The 21,157-nt window shown below is 70.0% G+C and carries 20 protein-coding genes and 1 pseudogene; 12 read left to right on the top strand and 9 right to left on the bottom strand.

Annotation, left to right across the window (positions count from 1 at the left end; translation table 11 throughout):
* Nucleotides 1–127: 127 nt before the first annotated feature.
* Nucleotides 128–1,072 carry a fumarylacetoacetate hydrolase family protein gene (locus LGI35_RS41270; RefSeq protein WP_227299550.1) on the bottom strand — a complete coding sequence of 315 codons (945 nt, stop codon included), beginning with the start codon at nt 1,070–1,072 and terminating at the stop codon, nt 128–130.
* On the bottom strand, nt 1,047–2,372 hold the full coding sequence (locus LGI35_RS41265; RefSeq protein ID WP_227299549.1) for an MFS transporter: 1,326 nt from the start codon (nt 2,370–2,372) through the stop codon (nt 1,047–1,049). The genes LGI35_RS41270 and LGI35_RS41265 overlap by 26 nt, the downstream gene beginning before the upstream one ends.
* Before the next feature lie 281 nt (nt 2,373–2,653).
* Between LGI35_RS41265 and LGI35_RS41260 the strand changes: the two genes are divergently transcribed.
* Complete coding sequence (locus LGI35_RS41260; RefSeq protein WP_227299548.1) at nt 2,654–3,985, top strand: enolase C-terminal domain-like protein; 1,332 nt, start codon at nt 2,654–2,656, stop codon at nt 3,983–3,985.
* Nucleotides 3,986–3,989: 4 nt separating this feature from the next.
* The gene (locus tag LGI35_RS41255) at nt 3,990–4,724 is read left to right on the top strand and encodes a FadR/GntR family transcriptional regulator (RefSeq protein WP_227299547.1); all 735 of its coding nucleotides are present in this window, start codon (nt 3,990–3,992) and stop codon (nt 4,722–4,724) included.
* 30 nt (nt 4,725–4,754) lie between these two features.
* Here LGI35_RS41255 and LGI35_RS41250 read toward each other — a convergent pair whose 3' ends face one another.
* Nucleotides 4,755–5,165 carry a hypothetical protein gene (locus tag LGI35_RS41250; RefSeq protein WP_227299546.1) on the bottom strand — a complete coding sequence of 137 codons (411 nt, stop codon included), beginning with the start codon at nt 5,163–5,165 and terminating at the stop codon, nt 4,755–4,757.
* Nucleotides 5,166–5,378: 213 nt separating this feature from the next.
* Between LGI35_RS41250 and LGI35_RS41245 the strand changes: the two genes are divergently transcribed.
* The 4 genes from LGI35_RS41245 (at nt 5,379) to LGI35_RS41230 (ending at nt 10,467) form a co-directional block, all read left to right on the top strand.
* Nucleotides 5,379–6,413, top strand: a complete 1,035-nt coding sequence (locus LGI35_RS41245) for an alpha/beta hydrolase (protein WP_227299545.1) — start codon at nt 5,379–5,381, stop codon at nt 6,411–6,413.
* A gap of 259 nt (nt 6,414–6,672) precedes the next feature.
* Nucleotides 6,673–7,599 carry an alpha/beta fold hydrolase gene (locus tag LGI35_RS41240; protein ID WP_227300732.1) on the top strand — a complete coding sequence of 309 codons (927 nt, stop codon included), beginning with the start codon at nt 6,673–6,675 and terminating at the stop codon, nt 7,597–7,599.
* A gap of 154 nt (nt 7,600–7,753) precedes the next feature.
* Nucleotides 7,754–9,037, top strand: a complete 1,284-nt coding sequence (locus LGI35_RS41235; protein WP_227299544.1) for a glycosyltransferase — start codon at nt 7,754–7,756, stop codon at nt 9,035–9,037.
* A gap of 92 nt (nt 9,038–9,129) precedes the next feature.
* On the top strand, nt 9,130–10,467 hold the full coding sequence (locus LGI35_RS41230; protein WP_227299543.1) for a wax ester/triacylglycerol synthase domain-containing protein: 1,338 nt from the start codon (nt 9,130–9,132) through the stop codon (nt 10,465–10,467).
* A 91-nt stretch (nt 10,468–10,558) separates the two neighbouring features.
* On the opposite strand, the gene LGI35_RS41225 is transcribed toward LGI35_RS41230, so the two are convergent.
* Nucleotides 10,559–11,482, bottom strand: a complete 924-nt coding sequence (locus LGI35_RS41225; RefSeq protein WP_227299542.1) for an SDR family oxidoreductase — start codon at nt 11,480–11,482, stop codon at nt 10,559–10,561.
* A 105-nt stretch (nt 11,483–11,587) separates the two neighbouring features.
* Here LGI35_RS41225 and LGI35_RS41220 point away from each other — a divergent pair, with 105 nt between their 5' ends.
* Nucleotides 11,588–12,154, top strand: coding sequence for a TetR family transcriptional regulator (locus LGI35_RS41220; RefSeq protein WP_227299541.1), 567 nt, complete (start codon nt 11,588–11,590; stop codon nt 12,152–12,154).
* Nucleotides 12,155–12,171: 17 nt separating this feature from the next.
* Here the strand turns inward: LGI35_RS41220 and LGI35_RS41215 are convergent, their stop codons facing one another.
* Together LGI35_RS41215 and LGI35_RS41210 are read right to left on the bottom strand one after the other, a co-directional pair.
* Nucleotides 12,172–13,428, bottom strand: coding sequence for an FUSC family protein (locus LGI35_RS41215; RefSeq protein ID WP_227299540.1), 1,257 nt, complete (start codon nt 13,426–13,428; stop codon nt 12,172–12,174).
* A 153-nt stretch (nt 13,429–13,581) separates the two neighbouring features.
* Nucleotides 13,582–14,253, bottom strand: a complete 672-nt coding sequence (locus tag LGI35_RS41210) for a TetR/AcrR family transcriptional regulator (RefSeq protein ID WP_227299539.1) — start codon at nt 14,251–14,253, stop codon at nt 13,582–13,584.
* Between the two features lie 145 nt (nt 14,254–14,398).
* Here LGI35_RS41210 and LGI35_RS41205 point away from each other — a divergent pair, with 145 nt between their 5' ends.
* Entirely contained in the window at nt 14,399–15,517 is a 1,119-nt protein-coding gene (locus LGI35_RS41205) for an FAD-dependent oxidoreductase (RefSeq protein ID WP_227299538.1), read from the top strand.
* A gap of 23 nt (nt 15,518–15,540) precedes the next feature.
* On the opposite strand, the gene LGI35_RS41200 is transcribed toward LGI35_RS41205, so the two are convergent.
* Entirely contained in the window at nt 15,541–16,299 is a 759-nt protein-coding gene (locus LGI35_RS41200) for a carbonic anhydrase (RefSeq protein WP_227299537.1), read from the bottom strand.
* A 244-nt stretch (nt 16,300–16,543) separates the two neighbouring features.
* A complete protein-coding gene (locus LGI35_RS41195) occupies nt 16,544–17,287 on the bottom strand; it encodes a TetR/AcrR family transcriptional regulator (RefSeq protein ID WP_227299536.1) in 744 nt (247 codons plus the stop codon).
* A gap of 89 nt (nt 17,288–17,376) precedes the next feature.
* Here LGI35_RS41195 and LGI35_RS41190 point away from each other — a divergent pair, with 89 nt between their 5' ends.
* On the top strand, nt 17,377–18,240 hold the full coding sequence (locus tag LGI35_RS41190) for an SDR family oxidoreductase (protein WP_227299535.1): 864 nt from the start codon (nt 17,377–17,379) through the stop codon (nt 18,238–18,240).
* Between the two features lie 215 nt (nt 18,241–18,455).
* Here LGI35_RS41190 and LGI35_RS41185 read toward each other — a convergent pair whose 3' ends face one another.
* A complete protein-coding gene (locus LGI35_RS41185; protein WP_423835782.1) occupies nt 18,456–19,070 on the bottom strand; it encodes a TetR/AcrR family transcriptional regulator in 615 nt (204 codons plus the stop codon).
* Between the two features lie 228 nt (nt 19,071–19,298).
* On the opposite strand from LGI35_RS41185, the pseudogene LGI35_RS41180 reads away from it, so the two are divergent.
* From LGI35_RS41180 to LGI35_RS41170, 3 genes and pseudogenes are all read left to right on the top strand, one after another.
* Nucleotides 19,299–19,646, top strand: a pseudogene (locus LGI35_RS41180) (HGxxPAAW family protein); the annotation flags it as partial.
* Between the two features lie 112 nt (nt 19,647–19,758).
* Nucleotides 19,759–20,547: an ArsR/SmtB family transcription factor gene (locus LGI35_RS41175; RefSeq protein WP_227300731.1), complete on the top strand. Its 789-nt coding sequence runs from the start codon at nt 19,759–19,761 to the stop codon at nt 20,545–20,547.
* A 64-nt stretch (nt 20,548–20,611) separates the two neighbouring features.
* Entirely contained in the window at nt 20,612–21,112 is a 501-nt protein-coding gene (locus tag LGI35_RS41170) for a hypothetical protein (protein WP_227299532.1), read from the top strand.
* The last annotated feature ends 45 nt before the right edge of the window (nt 21,113–21,157 follow it).

The raw sequence follows: 21,157 nt of genomic DNA, 5'->3' as shown, positions 1-21,157 counted from the left end.
ACACCGACGAGTGCCCCGTCGGACAGGCCGCCCTCCCCGCGATCACGCCTTGCGTGGGTCAACTGCTTTGTGCCGCAGCCCGTTTGGCGGCGGCCGTCCCGTGAGGCGGCCGCCGCACACACATCGGTCACCGGCCTCCACTCGGGTCTGTTCGGTGCGCACGCCGCCTGAGCGGGTGGTCGATCGCTCCGACCAGCCAGTCCAGCTCCGCCTGGCCCCCGAGTACGGGATTCGAGAGCTTCCCGATGCCGTCGATGGTGATCTCGACGACGTCCCCGCCCCGCAGGGTGAAGTCGAGTCCCGGCACGATGCCGGTGCCGGTGGACAGCACCGCGCCGTCGGGGAACGGCTGGGAGTGCCAGAGATGGTCCACCAGTCCTTGCGGCGGACGGTGGAAGGAGGCCGTGGTGGTCGTCGCCTCATAGGCGACGGCGCCGTCCCGCCGCACCTCGAGGGCGATCTTCAGCGCGGTCGCGTCCTCGATCTCCCAGAAGGGCACAACGCCCGAGGACACCGCCGCGCTTCCGGCGTAGATCTTGGCCTGGGGCAGATACAGGGGGTTCTCACCCTCGATCGAACGGGAGCTGACGTCGTCCACGATCACGTAACCGACCGTCTCGCCGTGCCGGTTGAGCACGAGACCGAGTTCGGGCTCGGGGACATCGAGGTCCGAGTCGTCCCGTACGGCGATCGGCTCGTCGTCGGTCACGACCCGCCAGGGCTGGGACTTGAAGAACAGCTCCGGACGCGCGGCGTCGTAGATCCGCTCGTACACCGACTGCTCGGTGCTCTCCGCGACCCGGGCGTCCCGGGAGCGCTCGTACGTGACCCCGGCGGCCCACAGTTCCATCAGGCCGTCGAGCGGCGGGAGCAACAGCACGTCGCGTACCGCAAGGCCGGGGTCGGTGGAGGCCGCGGTGGCCTCGACCAGCGTGCGCAGGTCGGCTGCCGGCAGGCGCAGCAGGTCGGCGATGCGCGGTGCGCCTTCGAAGGTGCGGATGGTCCCGGTCTCGTCGTCGACTCCGGTGTGTACGGCCCCGGTGTCGTCAGCGAAGCGCACGATGCGCGTCATCTTCGGTCCTTTCTGCGGGAGTTCGGGTGGTCTGACCCACCCAGTGGAAGCCGGTGACCACGACGGCCCCGGCGGCGGCGATCGCCGCGATGGCATAGAGGCCGCCGGCCCCCGAACCGGTACCCGACTCGACGGCTCCCATCACATACGGGCCGACGAAACCGCCGAGGTTCCCGAATCCGGAGATCAGCGGGATGGTGGCGGCGATCTGGATGCCGGCGAGGATCGTCGGCGGAACCGTCCAGAACACCGGCTGCGCGCCCAGGAAGCCGAAAGCGGCGACACACAGAGCGGCGACCGCGGGCACCGGCGGCAGGAGCACGCCGCCGAGCAGTCCGACGACGGTCAGTACGAGGGCGATGCGCAAGGGCCCGCGCCGGTCGCCGGTGCGGTCGGAGTACCAGGGCAGGATCACCACGCCGAGCAGCGCGAACACCCAGGGCAGCGCGGAGACGAAGCCGATGCCGACGTCGCCGAGACCGTCGATGCGCCCGACCAGCGCGGGCAGCCAGAACGTGACCCCGTACACACTGATCTGGATCGCGAAGTAGACGAACATCAGGCGGAGCACCCGGCTGTCGCTGATGACAGCGCGGACGCGCCGGGGTGAGCGCATGCTCGGGTCCGGGCGGTCCGCGGCGATGCGGTCGGTGAGGAGCACCTTCTCCTCGCCCGTCAGCCAACTCGCCTGCTCCGGGCGGTCGGTGAGGAGCCAGGGGACGGCGATGGCCAGCAGGACGGTGGGCGCTCCCTCCAGGAGGAACATCCACTTCCACCCGTCGAGCCCGGCCAGCCCGTGGAGCCCGATGAGATAGCCGCCGATGGGGTTTCCGATGATGCTGGAGATGGCGACGGCGGACTGGAACATGCCGGTCGCCTTGCCGCGGTCGGCGGCCGGGAACCAGTACGTGATGTAGAGGATCACGCCGGGGAAGAAGCCGGCCTCGGCGGCGCCGAGCAGGAAGCGCAGCGCGTAGAAGCTGGTGGGGCTGTCGACGAGTGCCATCGCGCAGGACAGCAGGCCCCAGACGAACATGAGGCCGGCCAGCCAGCGGCGGGCGCCGATCCGGTGCAGAGCGAGGTTGGACGGGACGCCCAGCACGGCGTAGCCGACGAAGAAGACGCCGGCGCCGAGGCCGTAGGCGGCGGCGTCGATCCCCACGTCCGCCTCGAGGTGGGGCTTCACCAGCGCGACGTTCGTGCGGTCCAGAAAGCTCAGTACGAACATCAGGAAGAGTGGGGGGAGCAAGCGCCGGGACACCTTGCGGCGCACGCTCTCCAGGGTGGGCACCGTGTTCATCGGACCTCCTGCGGTCCACGCTGATGCGCGTGGAGGGCTGCGGCTGTCTGTCAGATGTCTGGCCTGGGGGCGCCGTAGACATCTGACCAATGGACCGTAGCGACGGCCCAACTGACGGGCAATACCTGGGAAGCAACCAGATGATCTGAGCGAAACATCTGGCGAGCGCGACAGACATCTGACATCTTGGCCATCAATCCGCCGGAAGCCCGGAACGCGGATCCACCGCGTCTCGTCTGCTCACCACCTCGTCAACCCGTCGCACACAGGAGTGACCGCCGATGACTGCTCGTATCGTCGATGTGGAAACGATCGACGTCCGCTTCCCCACCTCCAAGGACCTCGACGGCTCCGACGCGATGAACGACTCGCCGGACTACTCGGCGGCGTACGTGGTGCTGCGCGTCGGCGGCGGCGACAAGCTCACGGACGTGTCCGAAGGGCACGGCTTCACCTTCACCATCGGCCGCGGCAACGACCTCGCGGTCCAGGCCGCACGGGCGATCGGCGAGCGGGCCATAGGTCTGTCCGTCGCCGAAATCGTCGGCGACCTGGGCGGCTTCTCCCGCCACCTGCTCGGCGACAGCCAGCTGCGCTGGCTCGGCCCGGACAAGGGAGCGATCCACCTCGGCACGGCCGCGGTCGTCAACGCCGCCTGGGATCTGGCCGCCAAGCTGGCGGGCAGGCCGGTGTGGAAGCTGCTCTCCGACTTCTCGCCGCAGCAGTTGGTGGACCTGGTGGACTGGCGCTACCTCAAGGACGCGCTGACGCCGCAGGCCGCGCTCGACATGCTCGAGTCCCGGGCGCCGGGCCGCGCCGAACGGGAGGCGTACGTGCGCCGGCACGGATACCCCGCGTACACGACGAGCGCGGGCTGGCTCGGCTACGACGACGCCAAGTTGGCCCGGCTGTGCAAGGAGGCCGTCGCGCAGGGCTGGGACGCGGTGAAACTCAAGGTCGGCGCCGACCTCAAGGACGACATACGCCGCTGCCGCATCGCCCGCGAGATCATCGGCCCCGACCGCAGGCTGATGATCGACGCCAACCAGACCCTCGGCGTCGAGGAGGCGATCGCCTGGGCGGACGCGCTCGCGGAGTTCGGTATCTGGTGGTTCGAGGAGCCGACCAGCCCGGACGACATCCTGGGGCACGCGGCGATCGCACAGCGCATCGCGCCGATCCACGTGGCCACCGGTGAACACGCCCACAACGCCGTGATGTTCAAGCAGTTCCTGCAGAGCAAGGCGACCGGCATCTGCCAGATCGACGCCTGCCGGCTCGGCGGCGTGAACGAGGCGGTCGCCGCCCTCCTGCTCGCCGCCGCGCACGACGTGCCGGTCTGCCCGCACGCGGGCGGAGTCGGCCTGTGCGAACTGGTGCAGCACCTGTCGATCTTCGACTACGTGGCGGTCAGCGGCTCAATGGAAGACCGCGTCGTGGAGTACGTGGATCACCTCCACGAGCACTTCCACGACCCGGTCCGCATCCGCGGCTCTCGCTACCTGGTGCCCGAGGCTCCGGGCTACAGCGCGCAGATCCGCCGCGAGACCCTGGAGACCTACCGCTACCCCACCGGTCCGGTCTGGAGCGAGTCCGGCCGGATGGGATCCTGACCCCATGTCAACCAAGAGAGATGCGGACGGCTCCGGCGAGGGCGGACTCAGCGTCGTCGACGTCGCGATCAGCCGCCTCAAGAAGCGCATCGAATCGGGCGAGTTCGCGCCGGGTCAGCGGCTACCCCCGGAGACTGCGCTCGCGAACGAGCTGGAGCTGTCCCGCCCCTCTCTCCGCGAGGCCGTGCGCGCCCTCGCCATGGCCGGCGTTCTCGACGTGCGCCGGGGTGACGGCACGTTCGTCACGGATCTGCGGCCGGACCGGCTGGTGCGCGCCATCGGCAGCTTCCTGGACCTCGCCAACGACACCGGCCTCGACGAGATGCTGGAGTGCCGCAAGGTGATCGAGCCGGGCGCCACCGCGCTCGCGGCGACCCGGATCGACGCGGCCACGCTCGACGCCCTGCACCAGCGCATCGAGCGCATGCGAACGCTGCACGACCCGGAGGAGCTGGTCCGCGAAGACCTCGCGTTCCACGCCGACATCGTCGCCGCGACGGGCAACCGCACGCTTGAGTCGCTGCTCTCCTCGGTCACCCAGCAGACGGCCAGGGCCCGCATCTGGCGAGCGCTGATCAAGTCCGACGTGCTCGCCTGGACCCACGAGCAGCACATGGACATCTACCGCGCCCTGCGCGCCCACGACAGCCTGGCCGCCTTCACCGCGGCCAACCGGCACGTCAACGATGTGGACGCCTGGGTGCGCGACCGCCTGGACGCGGTGCGGGATCGCGCCTGAGGGAGCAGGGGACCGCCACCACCGGTCGTGTCACGCGCGCCCCAGGACGACGAGCGCGACCAGCAGCACCGTGACGGCGGCGCTCATGCCGTGGGCGACGACCGCGGTGAGCGGGAAGTTCCGTTCGGCGGTGGCATGCCCCTGGGCATGTCTCCCCCGGCTGGGCAGCCAGCGGAAGAGCATCATGAAGCCGAAGGCGGCCACGATCAGAACGACGGCGCAAGCGGCCCAGGCGGAGCCGCGCGCGTTGCCGACGAGGTACGCGGTCCAGGAGGCAAGTCCGGCGACAGCGAGCGCGATGTGGCCGAGGACGAGCCACAGCGGCAGCCGCGTCACGCCCGGCGTGCGCTGTTGCAGCCCGCCGTGGCGGATCCACACCGTGGCCAGATATCCGCCCAGGCTCGCGGTGACCAGCCAGACACACAGCACGGTGACACGCATACGCTCCCCCTCGGCATCCGTAGCCCTTTGCCCCAGCACAGCGCACCGCGGGGACGACCGTTCAGACATCCATTCATCAATTCACTCGTAGGGATGAATAGAGGCGCTAACTCCCCCGAACTCAACAGCCCGACTCTTTACGGAGTGGGGCATCAGGCGTCGGCACCCGGCATCGGCGTCGACGCAGTCGTTCAGTCTGGTTGGCTGCGGCGTATGGGTCACAGACGATCGTTCCGCAGTCCGACCGGGGACGGCGTCCCGGCGCCGAAGGCGACGCCGCCGTTCGACCCCGAACTGAGCGTCGCACTGGCGGACTTGGGCGAGGAGTCGAGGGAACCGCTCACCCCGGACAACCTCGCGGCCCGGCAGCGGCGGGATGCCACGGCCCGGCCCAGGCCGACCGCCGAGGACCTGCGCGCGGACGGCCGTTTCGAGGTGGCGGAGTTGCGCGTACCGGGACCGCCCGGCGGGCCGGAGGTCACGCTCGTGAGCGCCCGGCCGTCCGGGCTCGTCGGACCGCTGCCGCTGCTGTACTACATGCACGGCGGCGCGATGGTCATGGGCAACGCGTGGTCCGTGCTTCCGCGGATTCTTCGCGAGTGGGCTCTTCCGCTGGACATGGCCGTGATCTCGGTCGAGTACCGGTTGGCGCCTGGAGCGCAGTTTCCGGAGCCGCTGGAGGACTGCTACGCGGGGCTCGTCTGGGCCACCGCGCACGCGGCCGAACTGGACATCGACCCGGATCGCGTCATCATCGGCGGGAAGAGCGCCGGCGGCGGGCTCGCCGCGGCCCTCGCCCTGCTGACCCGCGACCGCGGTGGCCCGGAGCCACTGGGGCAACTGCTGCTGTGCCCCATGCTCGACGACCGCGGCAGTACCTTTTCCAGTCGACAGATGTCGGGCCTCGGGCTGTGGGACCTCACCTCGAACACCACCGCGTGGCAGGCCCTGCTGGGTGATCGCCACGGTGCCGAGGACCTGCCCCCGTACGCGGCCCCCTCTCGCGCCACGGACCTCTCACAACTCCCCCCGGCGTATGTCGACGTCGGGTCGGCAGAGATGTTCCGGGACGAGGGTGTCGCCTACGCGAGCGCCATCTGGCAGGCGGGCGGCCGGGCTGAACTGCACGTATGGCCCGGCGCCTACCACGGCTTCGACAGCGTGGCGCCGAGGGCGACCTTGAGTCAGGACGCGCGCAACGCCCGCACCGCCTGGCTCCAACGCCTGCTCTCCGACCGCCCTGCCTGAGCCCAATGCCCCCAGCGTTCGCGCCAGAGCACGGGCTTGGGAGGGGGAACAAGTCTGCGAGCTTGGAGAGTTGGTATGCCACGGCTCGACCACTATCCAGCGAATGGAACCGAATGTTCCGTTCGGGCCGATATCTTGATGGCATGTCAATGTACGGTTTTGTCAGGACCTTGGCTGGATCGACCACAGGGCGACAGTGCCGAGGCGGCCCACCGCTGGACCTGATGCACGGAACGGGGGTCGAGACCCCGTGTCGCTGATGCGCCCGGCGCTCGCCGTCCCGAACGCCCGCACCCGATCCCCTCTCGTGTCCCGCCACGAATGGGAGGGCTACCGCTGCGAGTCGCGGCTGGTGCGTACACCCGCACCGCGTATCGCGCCCTTGGTGCTGGTCGGCGGCGCGTTCCAGACCAAGGAGAGTTGGGGCCGTCTGGAACGTGAACTGCTCGCGCACGTGGACGTGTTCACTGTCGACCTGCCGGGCTGGGGTGCCGGGAACGTCCTCCCCGACCGCCATGGCGCGGACTTCCTCGCGGACGCCCTGGGGCACATGCTCGACGAGTCGGGGCTGACCTCCGTCAATCTCGTGGGCGGTTCGTACGGCACGGCGGTCGTCTACCGCCTCGCGCAGCGGCGGCCCGAACTGGTCGAGAGGATGGTGCTGGTCGGCACCATGACCTCCATCCCCGGGCACGCCCGGGTCGCCATGCGCCGGACTCTGGACCTGCTCGTGGACCGGCGTATGGAGGAGTTCGCCGAGGAGACCGTCGCGTTCATGGTCAACGCCGACCGGATCGACTCCGTCACCGCAGGCTCCCGGGTTCGCCGCTTCCTGATGCGCCGGATGCTCAACCTGAGCGAGGAGGACGTCGCGAAACACCTCGCCAACACGATGCGTCTGCTGAGGCACGAGATGCTCGACACGAGCCGGCCGCCGTCCATGCCGGTGCTCGTCGCCACAGGGGAGCACGACACCTTCACCACACCGGACCTGTGCCGGGACCTCGCCGCCACGTGCTCCGACAGCTGGTTCACACAGGTGGCCGACGCCGACCACATGCTTCCGCTGGAACGGCCGGTGGAACTCGCCGATCTGATCACACACTTCCTGGCGGGCGAGCCGTTGGAACAGCTCCCGTACTGCCGCGGGGTGGAACGGACTTCCCAGCCCTGCCCGGCACGGTGAGTACGCCCGACGGCGTCCCCGGCGGTACGTGATCATGTGACTCTCGGTCCGCGTGCTCGTTGGTGGCGTATGGAAAAACGTGAGTCGCGGCAGCCCAACGGCTCGGCAGGAACACCGGGTTGCGCGACTCCGGTCGAAAGGGGACCCGCGCTCGATGCGCATCCAAGTCATCACGGTGGGTTCGACCGGCTCGGTCGCCCCCTACACCGGTCTCGCACACCGGCTGTTGGCCGAGGGGCACACCGTCGAGATCGTCACCCACGCCAAGTTCGCACCGATGGTCGCCTGTTGCGGACTTCGCATGGAGCCGCTCGAAGCCGACCCCTTTGAGGCCCTGATCGGCGCCCACCGCAGCCTCAGCGGCGCAGGGCATCCACCAAACGCCCCTCGTTCACCCCGGCGCCGAGCACGCACATCGCTCAAGTCTCTACGGTCACTCGTCCGGACGACCGAACAGGCCATGCTCTCGCTGGTGGACGCCATCCTCACCGCGGTGGATCCGAAGGCCGACCTCATCCTGCTGTCGACCATCGCGGCCCCGATCGGCGCGGCCGTCGCGCGCTACCACCGCATTCCCACCATGGGCGTGTTCCTTCAACCCGACGTGCCCACAGCCGAGTTCGCCCCGTGCACGATGGCGTTGCGGAGCCCAGGGCGCACCAATCTCCTGCGGGGCCACGCCGCCAACGCCCTCTTCGACACCCTGTACCGCACGGCCAATCGCGCCGTCCACGCCCGCCTGGGTGTCGACCACCGCGGCGCCCATCGCCTGCGCAGCGTCCGCGAGCGCAATCAGTGGCCGATCTGGCACGGCTACAGCCCCTGGGTGGTTCCGCGTCCGGCGGACTGGCGGCCCGGGCTGCACGTGTCCGGGTACTGGTGGCCGCACGAGTGCCCGAACTGGCAACCACCCACCCTGGTACGGGACTTCCTGGCTGCCGGCCCACCTCCGGTACTCATCGGTTTCGGAAGCATGATGCCCGGCGACCCAGAGGAGCTCGGTCAGATCGCCGCGCAGGCGCTGCGCCGCGCGGGACTGCGTGGGGTCGTACAGTCGGGCTGGGCCGGCCTCTCGGTGGTCGACGACGACGTCATCACCGTCGGCGAGATCCCACACAGCTGGCTGATGCCTCAGACGGCCGCGGTGGTCCACCACGCGGGCGCCGGCACCACGGCGGCCGGTCTTCGGGCGGGTGTTCCGGCGGTACCGGTCCCGGTCATGACCGATCAGCCCTGGTGGGCCGCGCGCCTGGTGCGGCTCGGGGTGAGCGCGGAAGCGTTGCCCTGCACCGAACTGACCGCCGCACGACTGGCCGACGCGCTCACTCGGACGACCCGGGACCGTGCGCTGTCGCGAAACGCCGCGGCAGCGGCCGTACGGCTTGCGGAGGAGGACGGAGCGGGGGCCGTGGCCCGCGCGGTCGCCGCGCTCGGCTGATCCGCGTCAGCCCGCGCGTGCGCCGGCCCAGCGCTCGCCCGGACACACCGAACGGAGCAGGGCGCCCACCATCATTGGCTTGAGGACCCCCTATGACCCGACCAGCCCCGCCGTCACACCCCGCCGCCTCGTCGCCCGCACCGGAACACGACACCTCGCGCCCCACCACCGCCATGCCACCGCTGGACGCCTGGATGTACCGTCAGCAGAGCAGCGGCGGCTCCAACATGACGGCCGCGCTGCTCGCCTGGTTCGAGGGGCCCCCGCCCACACTGTCGGCCCTTCGCTCCTTGGCCGAGTACCGCCTGGCACCCTACGAGCGGCTACGGCAGATGCCGAGCGCAGCCGATTCCACGGACGACAGCTGGCCGCTGTGGTCGACCGGCCCGCACTTCGAGGCCGCTCACCACGTCGTCGAAAGCCCCGGCGCCGCCACGACGGAACTCGAAGTGGACATCGCGGCCCTCTTCACCGCACCACTCGCTCCCGGCCGCCCGCCCTGGCAGTTGCACCTCATCCCCACCACGGGCGGCTTCGTTCTCCTCTTGCGCGCCCACCACGCACTGCTCGACGGCAGGTCGATCGCCACACTGCTCCGCGCCCTGTTCGACGAGACCGCCGCCCTACGCCCTCCGCGAGTCGGCGGCGCCGCGACAGTGGACGCACCCTCCCGAGCCCGTCAACTCGTCTGGACTCTGGGCGACTTGCTCCCCAAGGCACGCCCACTTCCCTTTCACGGACCCGTGGACCCTTTCCGAGTCCTGTCCTTCCGCCAGGTGTCGCGCCAGGAACTCGACGCCGCCCGCGCCTCGACGCGCTCCGCCCCGTCAGCCGAACGCGCCTCCACCAACGCGGTCTTCCTCGCCGCCACCGCCGGAGCGCTGCGAACCCAGGGCGTCACCGGCCGCTCCCTACCGACCTTGCCCGGCATCTGCGCCCTGGTCCCCGTGGACGTACGCACCAACGAGGAGTCACAACTCCTCGGCAACCACTACGCCACGGTCCGGGTGCCGCTCCCCCGGCAGCGGGACGCGCGGGAGAGACTCGCTGCCGTCGACTGCTACATCCGGCGCGCCGCGATCGGGGCCAGGGCACGCGCCCAGGCGGCCGTGGTCTCCTCACGACCTCGAAAGATCACCCCTCTGAGCAACGCAGCGGGCCGTTACGTCGATTCGCCTCGCTACTTCTCCCTTCTGTGCAGCAGCGTGTCCACACACGCCGGCGAACTGACCCTCGGATCAGCGCGACTCACCGCGATGGCAGCCCTCCCGCCACTCGGTCCGGGCCACCCGGTCGCCGTCACCGCCATCCATCACGGCAGCACCTCCGTCGTCACCGCCATCACCGACCACAACCATCGCGACCTGGCACAACCACTCGCGGAACGAATCCACGACGAGATCCGCGTCCTGGCCGATCCGAACGGCTGAAGGAAGACAGCGGTCAGCCGGTTCGGGTGAAGCCGCTGTGCCGCGATCCACGTGTACGTGCGCCACGCCGGTGCCGAGTCCGCGGCTCGGGTCAGGCAGTGGTCGTCGACGCCTGGAAATAGTGCCCCTTGTCGAGGTCTTCGAGGAGGCCGGGGTGGGCCGGCTCCCAGGCGAGCAGTTCGCGGGTCAGCCTGTTCGACGCCGGGGCGTCGATGCCGACGAAGGCGGCCAGCCAGGCGAAGTGCCCGGCGGCGTTCTCGGGAGCCACGGAGGTCACCGGCACGTCGAGGTGACGGCCGATCACTTCGGCGACGTCGCGGAGTGCGACCCCCTCCTCCGCGACGCCGTGCAGCACCGATCCTGCGGGGGCCTTCTCGACCGCGAGGCGGAACAGGTGGGCGGCGTCGAGGCGGTGGACGGCGGGCCAGCGGTTGGCGCCGTCGCCGACGTAGCCGGAGACGGCCTTGGCGCGGGCGGTGGCGACCAGCGTCGCCATGAAACCGTTGTCCCCGTCGCCGTGGCAGGTGGGAGCGAGCCGCACCACGGACGAGCGCACGCCCTGCGAGGCGAGGGCGAGCACCGCCTCGGCGGTGGCCACCCGGATGGAGATCGGCGAGCCGTCGTTCGTGGGCATGTCCTGCTCGGTCGAGAGCCGCCCGGGCGCGAGGCCGGCCACGCCGGAGGCGATGACGAAAGGCCGGTCGGTGCCGACGAGCGCGGCGCCGATGGTGTCGACGGCGCGGCGATCCGCCTCCGCGGCGCCCTTGAAGTCGCCGGAGAAGGCGATGTCGTGCTTGAAGGCGAGGTGGACCACCCCGTCCGACGCGGCGGCCGCTTCACGCAGAACGCCGAGGTCGTCGACGGTGCCGCGGACGACCTCCGCCCCTGCGGCGGTGAGCGCGGCCGCGGAGGCGTCGGAGCGGGCCAGCCCGACGACCTCGTGTCCCGCGTCGATGAGCTCGGGAACGACGGCGGAGCCGATCCAGCCGGAAGCGCCGGTCACGAAGATGCGCATGAGGAACCCCAAAAGAGTCGATGGCAAGTGCCGCCATGGTGATGTCAGTGCCTGTCATCAACGCTACACCTGATGTCATTCACTGTCATCACGTAGGATCTGCCCATGGGTAGATGGGAGCCGAACGCGCGTGGGCGTCTGGCGAACGCGGCGTTGGAGCTCTACAGCGAGCGCGGGTTCGAGCAGACGACCGTGGCTGAGATCGCGAAACGGGCCGGGCTCACGGAGCGCACGTTCTTCCGGCACTACGCGGACAAGCGCGAGGTCCTCTTCGCCGGCTCCAGCCAACTGGAGGAGGCGTTCGTGAAAGCGGTCGCCGACGTGCCGAAGTCCGCGGCGCCGATCGACGCGGTGGCCGTGGGCCTTGACGCGCTGGCCGAGTTCTTCGTCGACCGCCGCGACTTCGCGCGGCGGCGGCAAGCCGTGATCATGGCGACGGCGGAACTCCAGGAGCGCGAACTCATCAAGCTCGCCTCGATGTCGGCGGCACTCGCCGACACGTTGCGTCGTCGCGGCGTGGCGGAGCCGGCCGCGAGCCTGACCGCCGAGGCGGGCGTCGCCGTCTTCAAGGTGGGTTTCGAGCTCTGGATCGGCGCGGCCGAGGACCGTGAGATGTCACGGTTCATGCGGGAGTCGCTGGACGAGCTCAGGACGGCCCTGACGGGCAACTAGCCCGCCTCGTCTCTCTGTCACGTGCCTTTCCGGCGTACGCGCAGATTGTGCTTGCGGGCCCATTTCAGTACTTCGGCGAGTGCCGGGAAACGTTCGTGCAGTTGCTGGGCGTTGCGGTCGAGTTCCTCCATGAGGCGCTGCGAGCGGTGATCCGTGTCGAGCTCGTCGAGGATGCGGTCGATCTCGGTGAGCAGGGCCCCCTGCAGTTGCCACTGACGCGGATCGTCCTGGACGGTGTCGAGAAGCAGTCGCGCGACGTGTTCCCGCTGGACATTGGCGGCGCCGAGATGGCTGACCAGGCGGTCCTCGGCCGTTTCCGATTCCGAACTGGTTCCGGTGGAGACGAGTACGGCGAAGCTGACCACCGCGTCCCCGACGTGCCCGAGCAGATCGCGCATCGCCATCGACACCTCGGGTTCGAGCAGCCACTCCTCTTCACGCTGTTTGGCCAGGTCCGTCAGGGTCCGGGCGATGACGCGCAGCACGACGGTGCAGATTTCGAGTGTGTCGAGGCCGGTCCGCAGCACCACGCGATGCAGTCGCCCTTCCCGCACACGCGGATTGAGCCGGAGGCTGTCCTCGGCCTGCCGCAGGGAGGCGTCCACGTCGGCGATGTCCTGATCGAGGCGGCGCGCCTCGTGGAGTCGTTCCGCGGCGACCGGCCAGGGGGTCTCGTCGTCGAGCTGGTCGGCGAGCTCGACGAGCAGCCGGCGCATGCGCCGGGCGAGGTCCTCCAGGGCGTCGCCCGCCGTGTCCACCCAGAGAGGCGGGGCGAAGAACAGGTTGAAGGCGAGCCCGGTCAGGGCTCCGATCAGGGTTTCCAGTACGCGGTCCCATGCGCTCGATGCCACTTGGGTGACGCCGAGTACGAGCATGGCGCTGATCGCCACCTCGGGCACGAACTCGTTCGCGCGGACGAGGGGCCCGATGATGAGGGAGGCGAGGATGATCAGCCCCAGGCTCCACCAGCTCAACCCCACCAAGGCGCTGAACCCGATGGCGATGAACACTCCGACGACCACGGCGTTGATGCGGCGGATGCTCATCTTCACGGTCGCGTAAAGGGTCACCTCCACGACGAGGAGAGCGGTCAGGGGCGCGGTCAGCGGGACCGGTTCGCGGCTGAGGTGCAGGGCGATGACGTAGGCGATCGTCGCGGCGACGGTGGCCCGTAGCGTCTGCACAGCGGCCGGGTGCCTCAGCCGTTTCACGAGCCGACTGCCACGGGGGACACGGCTCAGCAGCTTCACCAGCCGCTCGGGGAACAGACGCATCCTCAGTCCCTTCCCCGATCCGTGCGGCACCTCCCGGCCGCGTAGACCGGCCGGGTCACGCCGAACGGGATCGGGGCGGTCGGCGCTCGCGCCTCATGCCCGCATTTGTCTCCTTCACCACGCCGTCCCCGAACACGTCAGCTGCTCGGACGGCTATCGACCGGCGGTGATTCCGGTGAGGATGAGGTCGATGCCGGCGAGAAACTCTTCCCGGTCGTCGTGATCGCGCAGCCGGCCCGCGACGCTGCGGGTGAACGCGTACTCGTCGGGATCGAGGTTTGCCCAGACCGCCGAGACGGCGCCCAGGAACTCGGTCCGGTCCGTGTCCGGCGGGGCCGAACGGGCGTTGGCCGCGTTCTGTCCGGCCACTCCGAGGATGTAACTCCACAGCGCGGACGCGACGGTGAACTGGTCGGCGGCGGGCACCCCGAGCGCCTGCACCTGGCGCCCGATGTGTTCGAAGACCCGCATCATCGGCGACTGCCCCGGGGCGCGGGTGAGTTGGGCGCCGATCCACGGGTGGTCGTCGATCGCGTCGAACGCCCCGAGCGCCAGGGCGCGGATCGCGTCCTGCGGCGTGGCGTCGACGGTGTCGGCGGTCATGGCGCCGGCGACGACGGCGTCGGTGGCGGCGCCGAGGAGTTCGTCCTTGCCCGCGACATGCCAGTAGATCGCGCCCGGCCCGGTGGCGAGTCGCTCGGCCAGCGCCCGGAACGTGAGTCCGCTCTCGCCCGCCGTGTCGAGAAGCCCGATCGCGGCCTCGACGATGCGCTCACGGGAGAGCGGCTCCTCCCGTCGTTCTGGACGACGCGTCCTGGTTGCCATGCGCACATCCTGACATAGGACTGGAACCTCGTTCCAGCTTGACATCTCTGGAACAGAGTTCCAGCCTGGCTGTGGAACAACATTCCAGAGACGAGATGACCTGCCGGATTCCCGCCCGGCAGGCGTGCACAGGCAAGGAACGACCATGACCACACCCGTAACGATCATCGGCGCAGGCCTCGGGGGGCTGACCCTCGCCCGTGTCCTCCACGTCCACGGCATCCCCGCGACGGTCTACGAGGCCGAGCCCTCGGCCGAGGCCCGCACACAGGGCGGCAGGCTCGACATCCACGCCCACAACGGGCAGCTCGCGCTGGAAGCAGCCGGCCTCACCGCCGAATTCCGCGCGATCATCCACGAGGGTGGCGAGGCCACGCGCGCGCTCGACCGGCACGGAAAGGTGCTCCTCGACGAACCCGACAACGGCAACGGCGCGCGGCCCGAGGTGCTCCGCGGAGACCTGCGACGCATCCTCGTCGACTCCCTGCCCACGGGGACTGTCCGGTGGGGGAAGAAGCTCACCGGCGTCGCGGCGCTCGGCGACGGGCGGCACGAAGTGACGTTCACGGACGGATCCACCGTGAGCACCGAACTCCTCGTCGGCGCGGACGGCGCCTGGTCAAAGGTCAGGCCGCTGCTCTCAGACGCCATGCCCGAGTACGTCGGCACGACGTTCATAGAGACCTACCTGCACGACGCCGACGAGCGGCACTCCGCGGCGGCCGAGGCGGTCGGCGACGGCGCGATGTTCGCACTCGCCCCTGGAAAGGGGATCGCCGCGCACCGCGAGGCGGGGAACATCCTGCACACGTACGTGCAACTGAAGTGCCCCGCCGAGTGGATCGCCGGCATCGACTTCACCGACGCCGCCGCCGCGACCGCTCGGGTCGCGGCCGAGTTCGACGGGTGGGCGCCGGAACTCACCGCGCTGATCACCGACGGCGAAACCGCACCGGTGCCGCGCACCATCCACACGCTCCCGAACCGGCACCGGTGGGACCGCGTTCCCGGGGTGACGCTCCTCGGTGACGCCGCGCACCTCATGCCGCCGTCCGGCGAGGGCGCGAACCTGGCGATGCTGGACGGCGCCGAGCTCGGGCAGGCGATCGCCGCGCACGCCGACGACCTCGAAGCCGCACTCACCGCCTACGAAGAGGCGATGTTCCCGCGCAGCGAGTCGGAAGCCGCGGATGCGCACAAGCTCTTGGCGCTCTGCCTCGACGACCGGGCACCGCACAGCCTCATCGACTTCCTCACCGGCTGAGACGATCCGCGGCGCGGGCCGGTTCAGGACGGTGCGCCGGACAGGACTTCCACCTTGCCGGTGTCGAGAGAGTAGTAGGCGCCCACGACGGCGAGGTCGCCCTTCTTCACGAGTGGAGCAAGGTCGTCGTTGGTACGCAGATCGGCCGCGGTCAAGGTGACCTGCGCGCGGGCCATGGTCTCGACAGGGTCGCTGCCACCCTCGCGGACTGCCTGCCGATAGGCCGGTTCCAGAGCCTTGACGATCGCCTGCAGGTTGCCCGGCAGCGGTTTGCCGTCACGCAGAGAGTCGTACGCCGCCTTGACCGCGCCGCACCGCTGATGGCCGAGAACCACGATGAGCGGGGTGCCGCTCGTCATGGGTCCGTATTCGACGGAACCGGTGACGACCGGCCCGATGGCCTCCCCGCCCGTGCGCATCACGTAGAGATCGCCGAGCCCGGTGTCGAAGAGGAGTTCAGGCGGTACGCGGGAGTCGATGCACGAGAGGACCGACCCATACGGCTCCTGCTGCTGAGCCACGAACTCGCGACGGTCCGGATCCCGGTCCGGGTGCTGCAGGTCCCCGCTCACCCAGCGCTTGTTGCCCTCCATCAGCCTCGCGAAGGCAGCCGCGGGCGTGGTCGGCGGCGGCATCGACGTAGCGCCGGACGACGAAGTACTGGACGGCGTAGCACTGGACGGTGTGGTGACGGCGCTGGTCGGTGTGCACCCCGCGAGCGCGACCGTGGCACTCGCCAGTGCGCCGGCGAGCAGGACTCTGCGTTTCGGAGACTCTGCCATGTCCATAGGTCGTTCCCCTCGGTGCCGCGTGCGGCTCACACACGCCCATGCGTCCTGACAGGGGCGATTGTGCTGCCAGGTACGGGCGAAGTGACGGCAGGCACGAGAGGGCGCGCGGCACATTGCCACCGGCGGGCTAGGGCATTTCGTCCGACTCGCGGGAACCGGTGATTGACGACAACGCCGCAGATGGGCGTGCCAGACCGCGCGAGCCCCGCCCGATGGGAACGAGAGGGCCGAGAGCTCAGCCGTCGGCGGCGAGGCGCCCCAGCCACTCGGTCAGCAGGTGTTGCTCCGCCCCGCTGAGGGTTGTCTGTTCGGGCAGCGCGGCACGCAGGGCGCGAGCGGCGCCGGCCGGGCCCGCGGCCTGCACGGCCGGTTCCTGGTTGGTGACGGTGGCGACCATGGACTCCCGGAGCGCCGTCAACAGGGCCGGATTGCGCTGGTCTTCGGGCAGTGACAGCCAGGTGAGGACCGCGCCGCGCGCCGTGGCATGGATGATCATGGCGGCCAGCTCCTCGTCGACCCTGAGCCATCCGCCGGCGGCGAGCCTCCGGATGCGCCCCATGAGGATCTTCATGCCCGCCTCGAACGCGGCCGACGAGGTCGTCGTGGGTTCGCTGTACATCAGCGTGTACAGCGCGGGGTTGTCGAGCCCGAACTCGACAGCCAGATCCCATCCGGCCCGCAGGTCCTCGATCGGGTCCTGCGGATGAGGAGCAACTGTCTTGCTTGCGAGGAACTTGGCGAAACCGTGCTCGGCCACCGCTTCGAGCAGGCCGTCCTTGTCGCCGAACAGCCGGTAGATGGCGGGTGGTTGCAGGCCCGCCGCGACCGCCACGGCGCGCGTCGTGACCGCGTCACGGCCCTCGCGCGCCAGCAGCTCGGCGGCGGCCTCGATCACCCGCTGCCGGGGCTCGCGCTCCGTGGTCGCGGTCTCGGATTCGACGGCGGCCGCGCCGCGGCTCCCTCGTGAACGTGGTGGCATATATCAACGATACAATACGAACGTTACCATCGTTAATATCGATGTTACGCTGAATACGATTCCATTGGAACCATGCATGGGAGTGAACCATGATCATCGTTACCGGAGCGACCGGACAGCTCGGGTGTCAGATCGTCGAGAGCCTGCTGGCACGCGTGCCCGCGGACCGGGTCGGCGTCAGCGTCCGCGACCCGCAAAAGGCCAGAGACCTCGCCGAGCGGGGGGTGCGCGTGCGACAAGGCAGTTTCAGCGACGCCGCCGGTCTCGCGCACGCCTTCGAGGGCGCCTCGCAAGTGCTGATCGTCTCCGTCGACAAGATGGGCGAGGAGGCCGTGCGACAGCACCGCGCCGCGATAAGGGGGGCGGTCGCAGCGGGCGCCCGGCGCATTCTCTACACCAGCCACATGGGCGCGAGCCCCACATCGCTCTTCGAGCCCTGTCGTGACCACGCCGCCACCGAGGAAGCCCTGCGCGCCTGCGGCGTGCCGTTCACCTCGCTGCGCAACGGCTTCTACGCCACGAGTGCGCTGCAGTTCCTGGGGCATGGTTCGGAGTCCGGAGAAGTCGAACTCCCCGCGGACGGGCCGGTGAGCTGGACCGCGCACGCCGACCTCGCCGACGCGGCGGCAGCCGTCCTGACCGACGAGGGCCGCTTCGACGGCCCGACCCCGCCGCTCACCGCCGCACAGGCACTGACCTTCGACGACATCGCCGCCATCGCCACGGAAGTCGGCGGCCGCGGCGTCAAGAGGATCACGACGCCTGATGCCGCGTTCCGCGAACAGCTCGTGGGCCACGGCGTTCCCGCCGGGACGGCCGACCAGCTGCTCGGCGTCTTCACCGCCGGTCGCGCCGGCGAATTCGCGACGGTCGACCCGACCCTCGCCACCCTGATCGGACGCGAACCCACCTCACTGCGCGCGGTGTTGCGCGAGCAGTTGAGAGGCAACTGAGCCACACGTCCGCGGCGGTCTTGAGCGTCGGGCACGCGGAGTCGGGTTCAGTCGTGCGGTTGGGGCGAACGGTGGCGGGCGCGGGCGAGCAGGCGAGGACGAGCCCGATGTGGTCGGCACCTCCGTTCGGGCGCGATGCCCACCGTGTCGCCGACGGCGCGTCCGGCGCGCTCGCGGGCCGGTTCACCGACGACGGAAGGGCCCAGACGCAGCCGTCAGTCGCCGCCGGGCCACGCGGCCAGCGCCAGCTCGGCCACCTGGGACAGCTCGGCCGCGTCGGCTCCGTCCCGCGCCCGCTGTGAAAGCCCCTGCACGATCGCGGCGAAGTAGGAGGCCAGGGCCGACACATCGGCCGCGGCAGGCAGCTCGCCTTCTTCCTGAGCCTGGCGCAGGCGCTCCTCGATGGCGGCCAGGCCCGCGTTGCGCACGTCGCGCAGGAACGTGGCGATCTCCTCGTCCTGCACGGTGACGTTGGTGGCCGCACTGATGGCCAGGCAGCCCGCCGGGTGCGCCGGATCCGCGTAGACCACCGCCGCCTCACGCAAGATCCGGGACACGGCGCCGCGAGCCGTCGGCTCCTCGGCCAGCGCACGCGCCGGGAAGGACCCCACCGGCGACCGCCCGTACACCTCGACGGCCTCCCTGAAGAGCGCCTTCTTGTCGCCGAACGCCGCATAGAGACTGCCCGGACGGATCCCCATCGCCTCCGTCAGCTCGCCCAGCGAGGTCGCCTCGAAGCCGCGCTCCCAGAACAGTCGAATGGCCGCCTCCAGCGCCGCGTCCCGGTCGAACGTGCGCGGACGCCCTCGTGCCTTGCTCATGCCCACCATTCTAGAGCGCTCGCTCAAGAACTCATGCTACGGTCCATTCTTGAGTGGTCACTCAACAAATTCAGTCGCCCAACAAATAGCGCAAGCCGAGGAGGTCCGCACCCCGTGAACGGACATCTGGACACGCAACCGACCGGACACATCGAGGGACTTCTGGGCGAACAGGCAGAGAGGCACTCGGCCGGGCAGGCGGAGGGGCATCCGGGCGGACAGCCCGACACGCACCGGCACGACGAGGGGCACACCGTCGCCGGGTGGGCCGGCTTCGCCGTTGCCACCTGCGGGGCCATCATCACCGGCCTCGGCATCTGCGGCCTGCGCCCGGGGATCTGGCCGGGGATCTGCGTCCTGGCCTCGGCGGGGCTGGTCACTTGGGGCCTCCACCTCGCGGGCTGGGGCAAGCCGCCGGGCCCGCGGCCTTCGGATCTCAGGGGCCGGGACCGCGCCGCGCGCGGCGGGCACGCGGACTGCCTCGGGTGCCGGCTGGCCGGACGACGCGGGGCTCCGGCGCTTCCGGGCATCGCCGCCGGGCCCGCCGCCACACCCGCGGAAGCGCCGCCCCCCGCCGACCTCTGACACGGGAGACGACCAGGGCACTCCAGGCGCGCAGGAACCCACTCCTCACGACCGCTGGCATTATGCAGGTGAATACCTGCATAATCGGAGTGTGAGCCACGAAGCGACAGCGATGGACCAGGTCTTCAAAGCGCTGGCCGATCCCACCCGGCGGCGGCTGCTCGACCGTCTGCGCGAGCACAACGGCCAGACGTTGCGCGAGCTGTGCGACCGCCTGGACATGGCGCGCCAGTCGGCCACCCAGCATCTCGACATCCTGGTGCGGGCCGGCCTCGTGACCGTCGTCCGGCGCGGACGCGAACGGCTTCACTACCTCAATCCGGCCCCGATCCACGAGATCGAGGAACGCTGGATCTCCGAGTTCGACAAGCCACGCCTGCAAGCGATCAGCGCCATCAAGAACCAGGCAGAGGAGTACGCCATGAGCAGCGGATCAGCATCCGTACCGTCCTACGTCTACGTCACCTACATCCGGGCCGGCGCGGAGCAGGTGTGGCAGGCCCTGACGGACGCAGACCTGACGGCGCAATACTGGGGACACGCCAATGTCTCCGACTGGCAGCCGGGCTCGGCCTGGGAGCACCGACGCGTCGACGGGTCGGGAGCCGTCGACGTCGTCGGTCAAGTCCTCAAGGCCGAGCCGCCGACGCGTCTGGTCATCACGTTCGAGGACACCCCTGACGCCCAGCCGCCACGCGACCCGTCCGTCGTCACCTTCCTCGTCGAGCCGCACGAAGACATCGTCCGACTCACCGTGACACACGAGAACCTGCCCAACCTGGAGATGCTGAACGGCATTTCACAGGGATGGCCGGCCGTTCTCGCGAACCTCAAGTCGCTGCTCGAGACCGGCGAGGTGCTCCCGCAGGCGCCGTGGAGCATGTCGAGCTCGCACGCCTGAAACGGCAGGCACAACAGCCGCTTCCCCCCAGTCACTCCGCGCAGGACTCAAGGAAGAAGCCATCGTGGACACCACTTCCCTTCGGGACGCCTACCGCACCCTGCTCGACGCCGCCGCCACAGTGGCCGGTTCCGGGGACTCGAGCCCCGTCCCGCCCACGGGCGAGTGGAACGCCGACCAGATCCTGGCCCACGTCGCCATCGTCAACGCCACCACCATCTCGACCGTCGCCGCCGCGTCCGCGGGAGCACCCACGACGTACGACACCCGCACGGCGCACGACAACTGGACCATCGAGCACGTCATCGAGCTCGCCGGCGGCAACGCGGGGCTCCGGGAGCGTATCCGCCTCCAGGCAGACGCCCTCTGCGCCCTCGGCGGCCCGATGCTGAGCGAGACCGAACTCGACACACCGGTGCACGCCCTGCTGCTGTCCCACGACAAGGTCCTGGTCAATCAGCCCCTCCCGCTCAGGGACCTCATCACAGGCCTGGCGGACGTGGAACTGCCCGGCCACACGCGACAGCTCCTGGCCCTGTCGCCGCAACCGGCGCTGGACGACTAGGGGTTGAAAGGCCCCGGCCTTCAACGCCCCCGCACCACATCCAGC

The organism is Streptomyces longhuiensis (assembly GCF_020616555.1).
GTDB classification, from domain to species: domain Bacteria; phylum Actinomycetota; class Actinomycetes; order Streptomycetales; family Streptomycetaceae; genus Streptomyces; species Streptomyces longhuiensis.
This window is presented reverse-complemented; position numbering and strand designations above follow the sequence as displayed.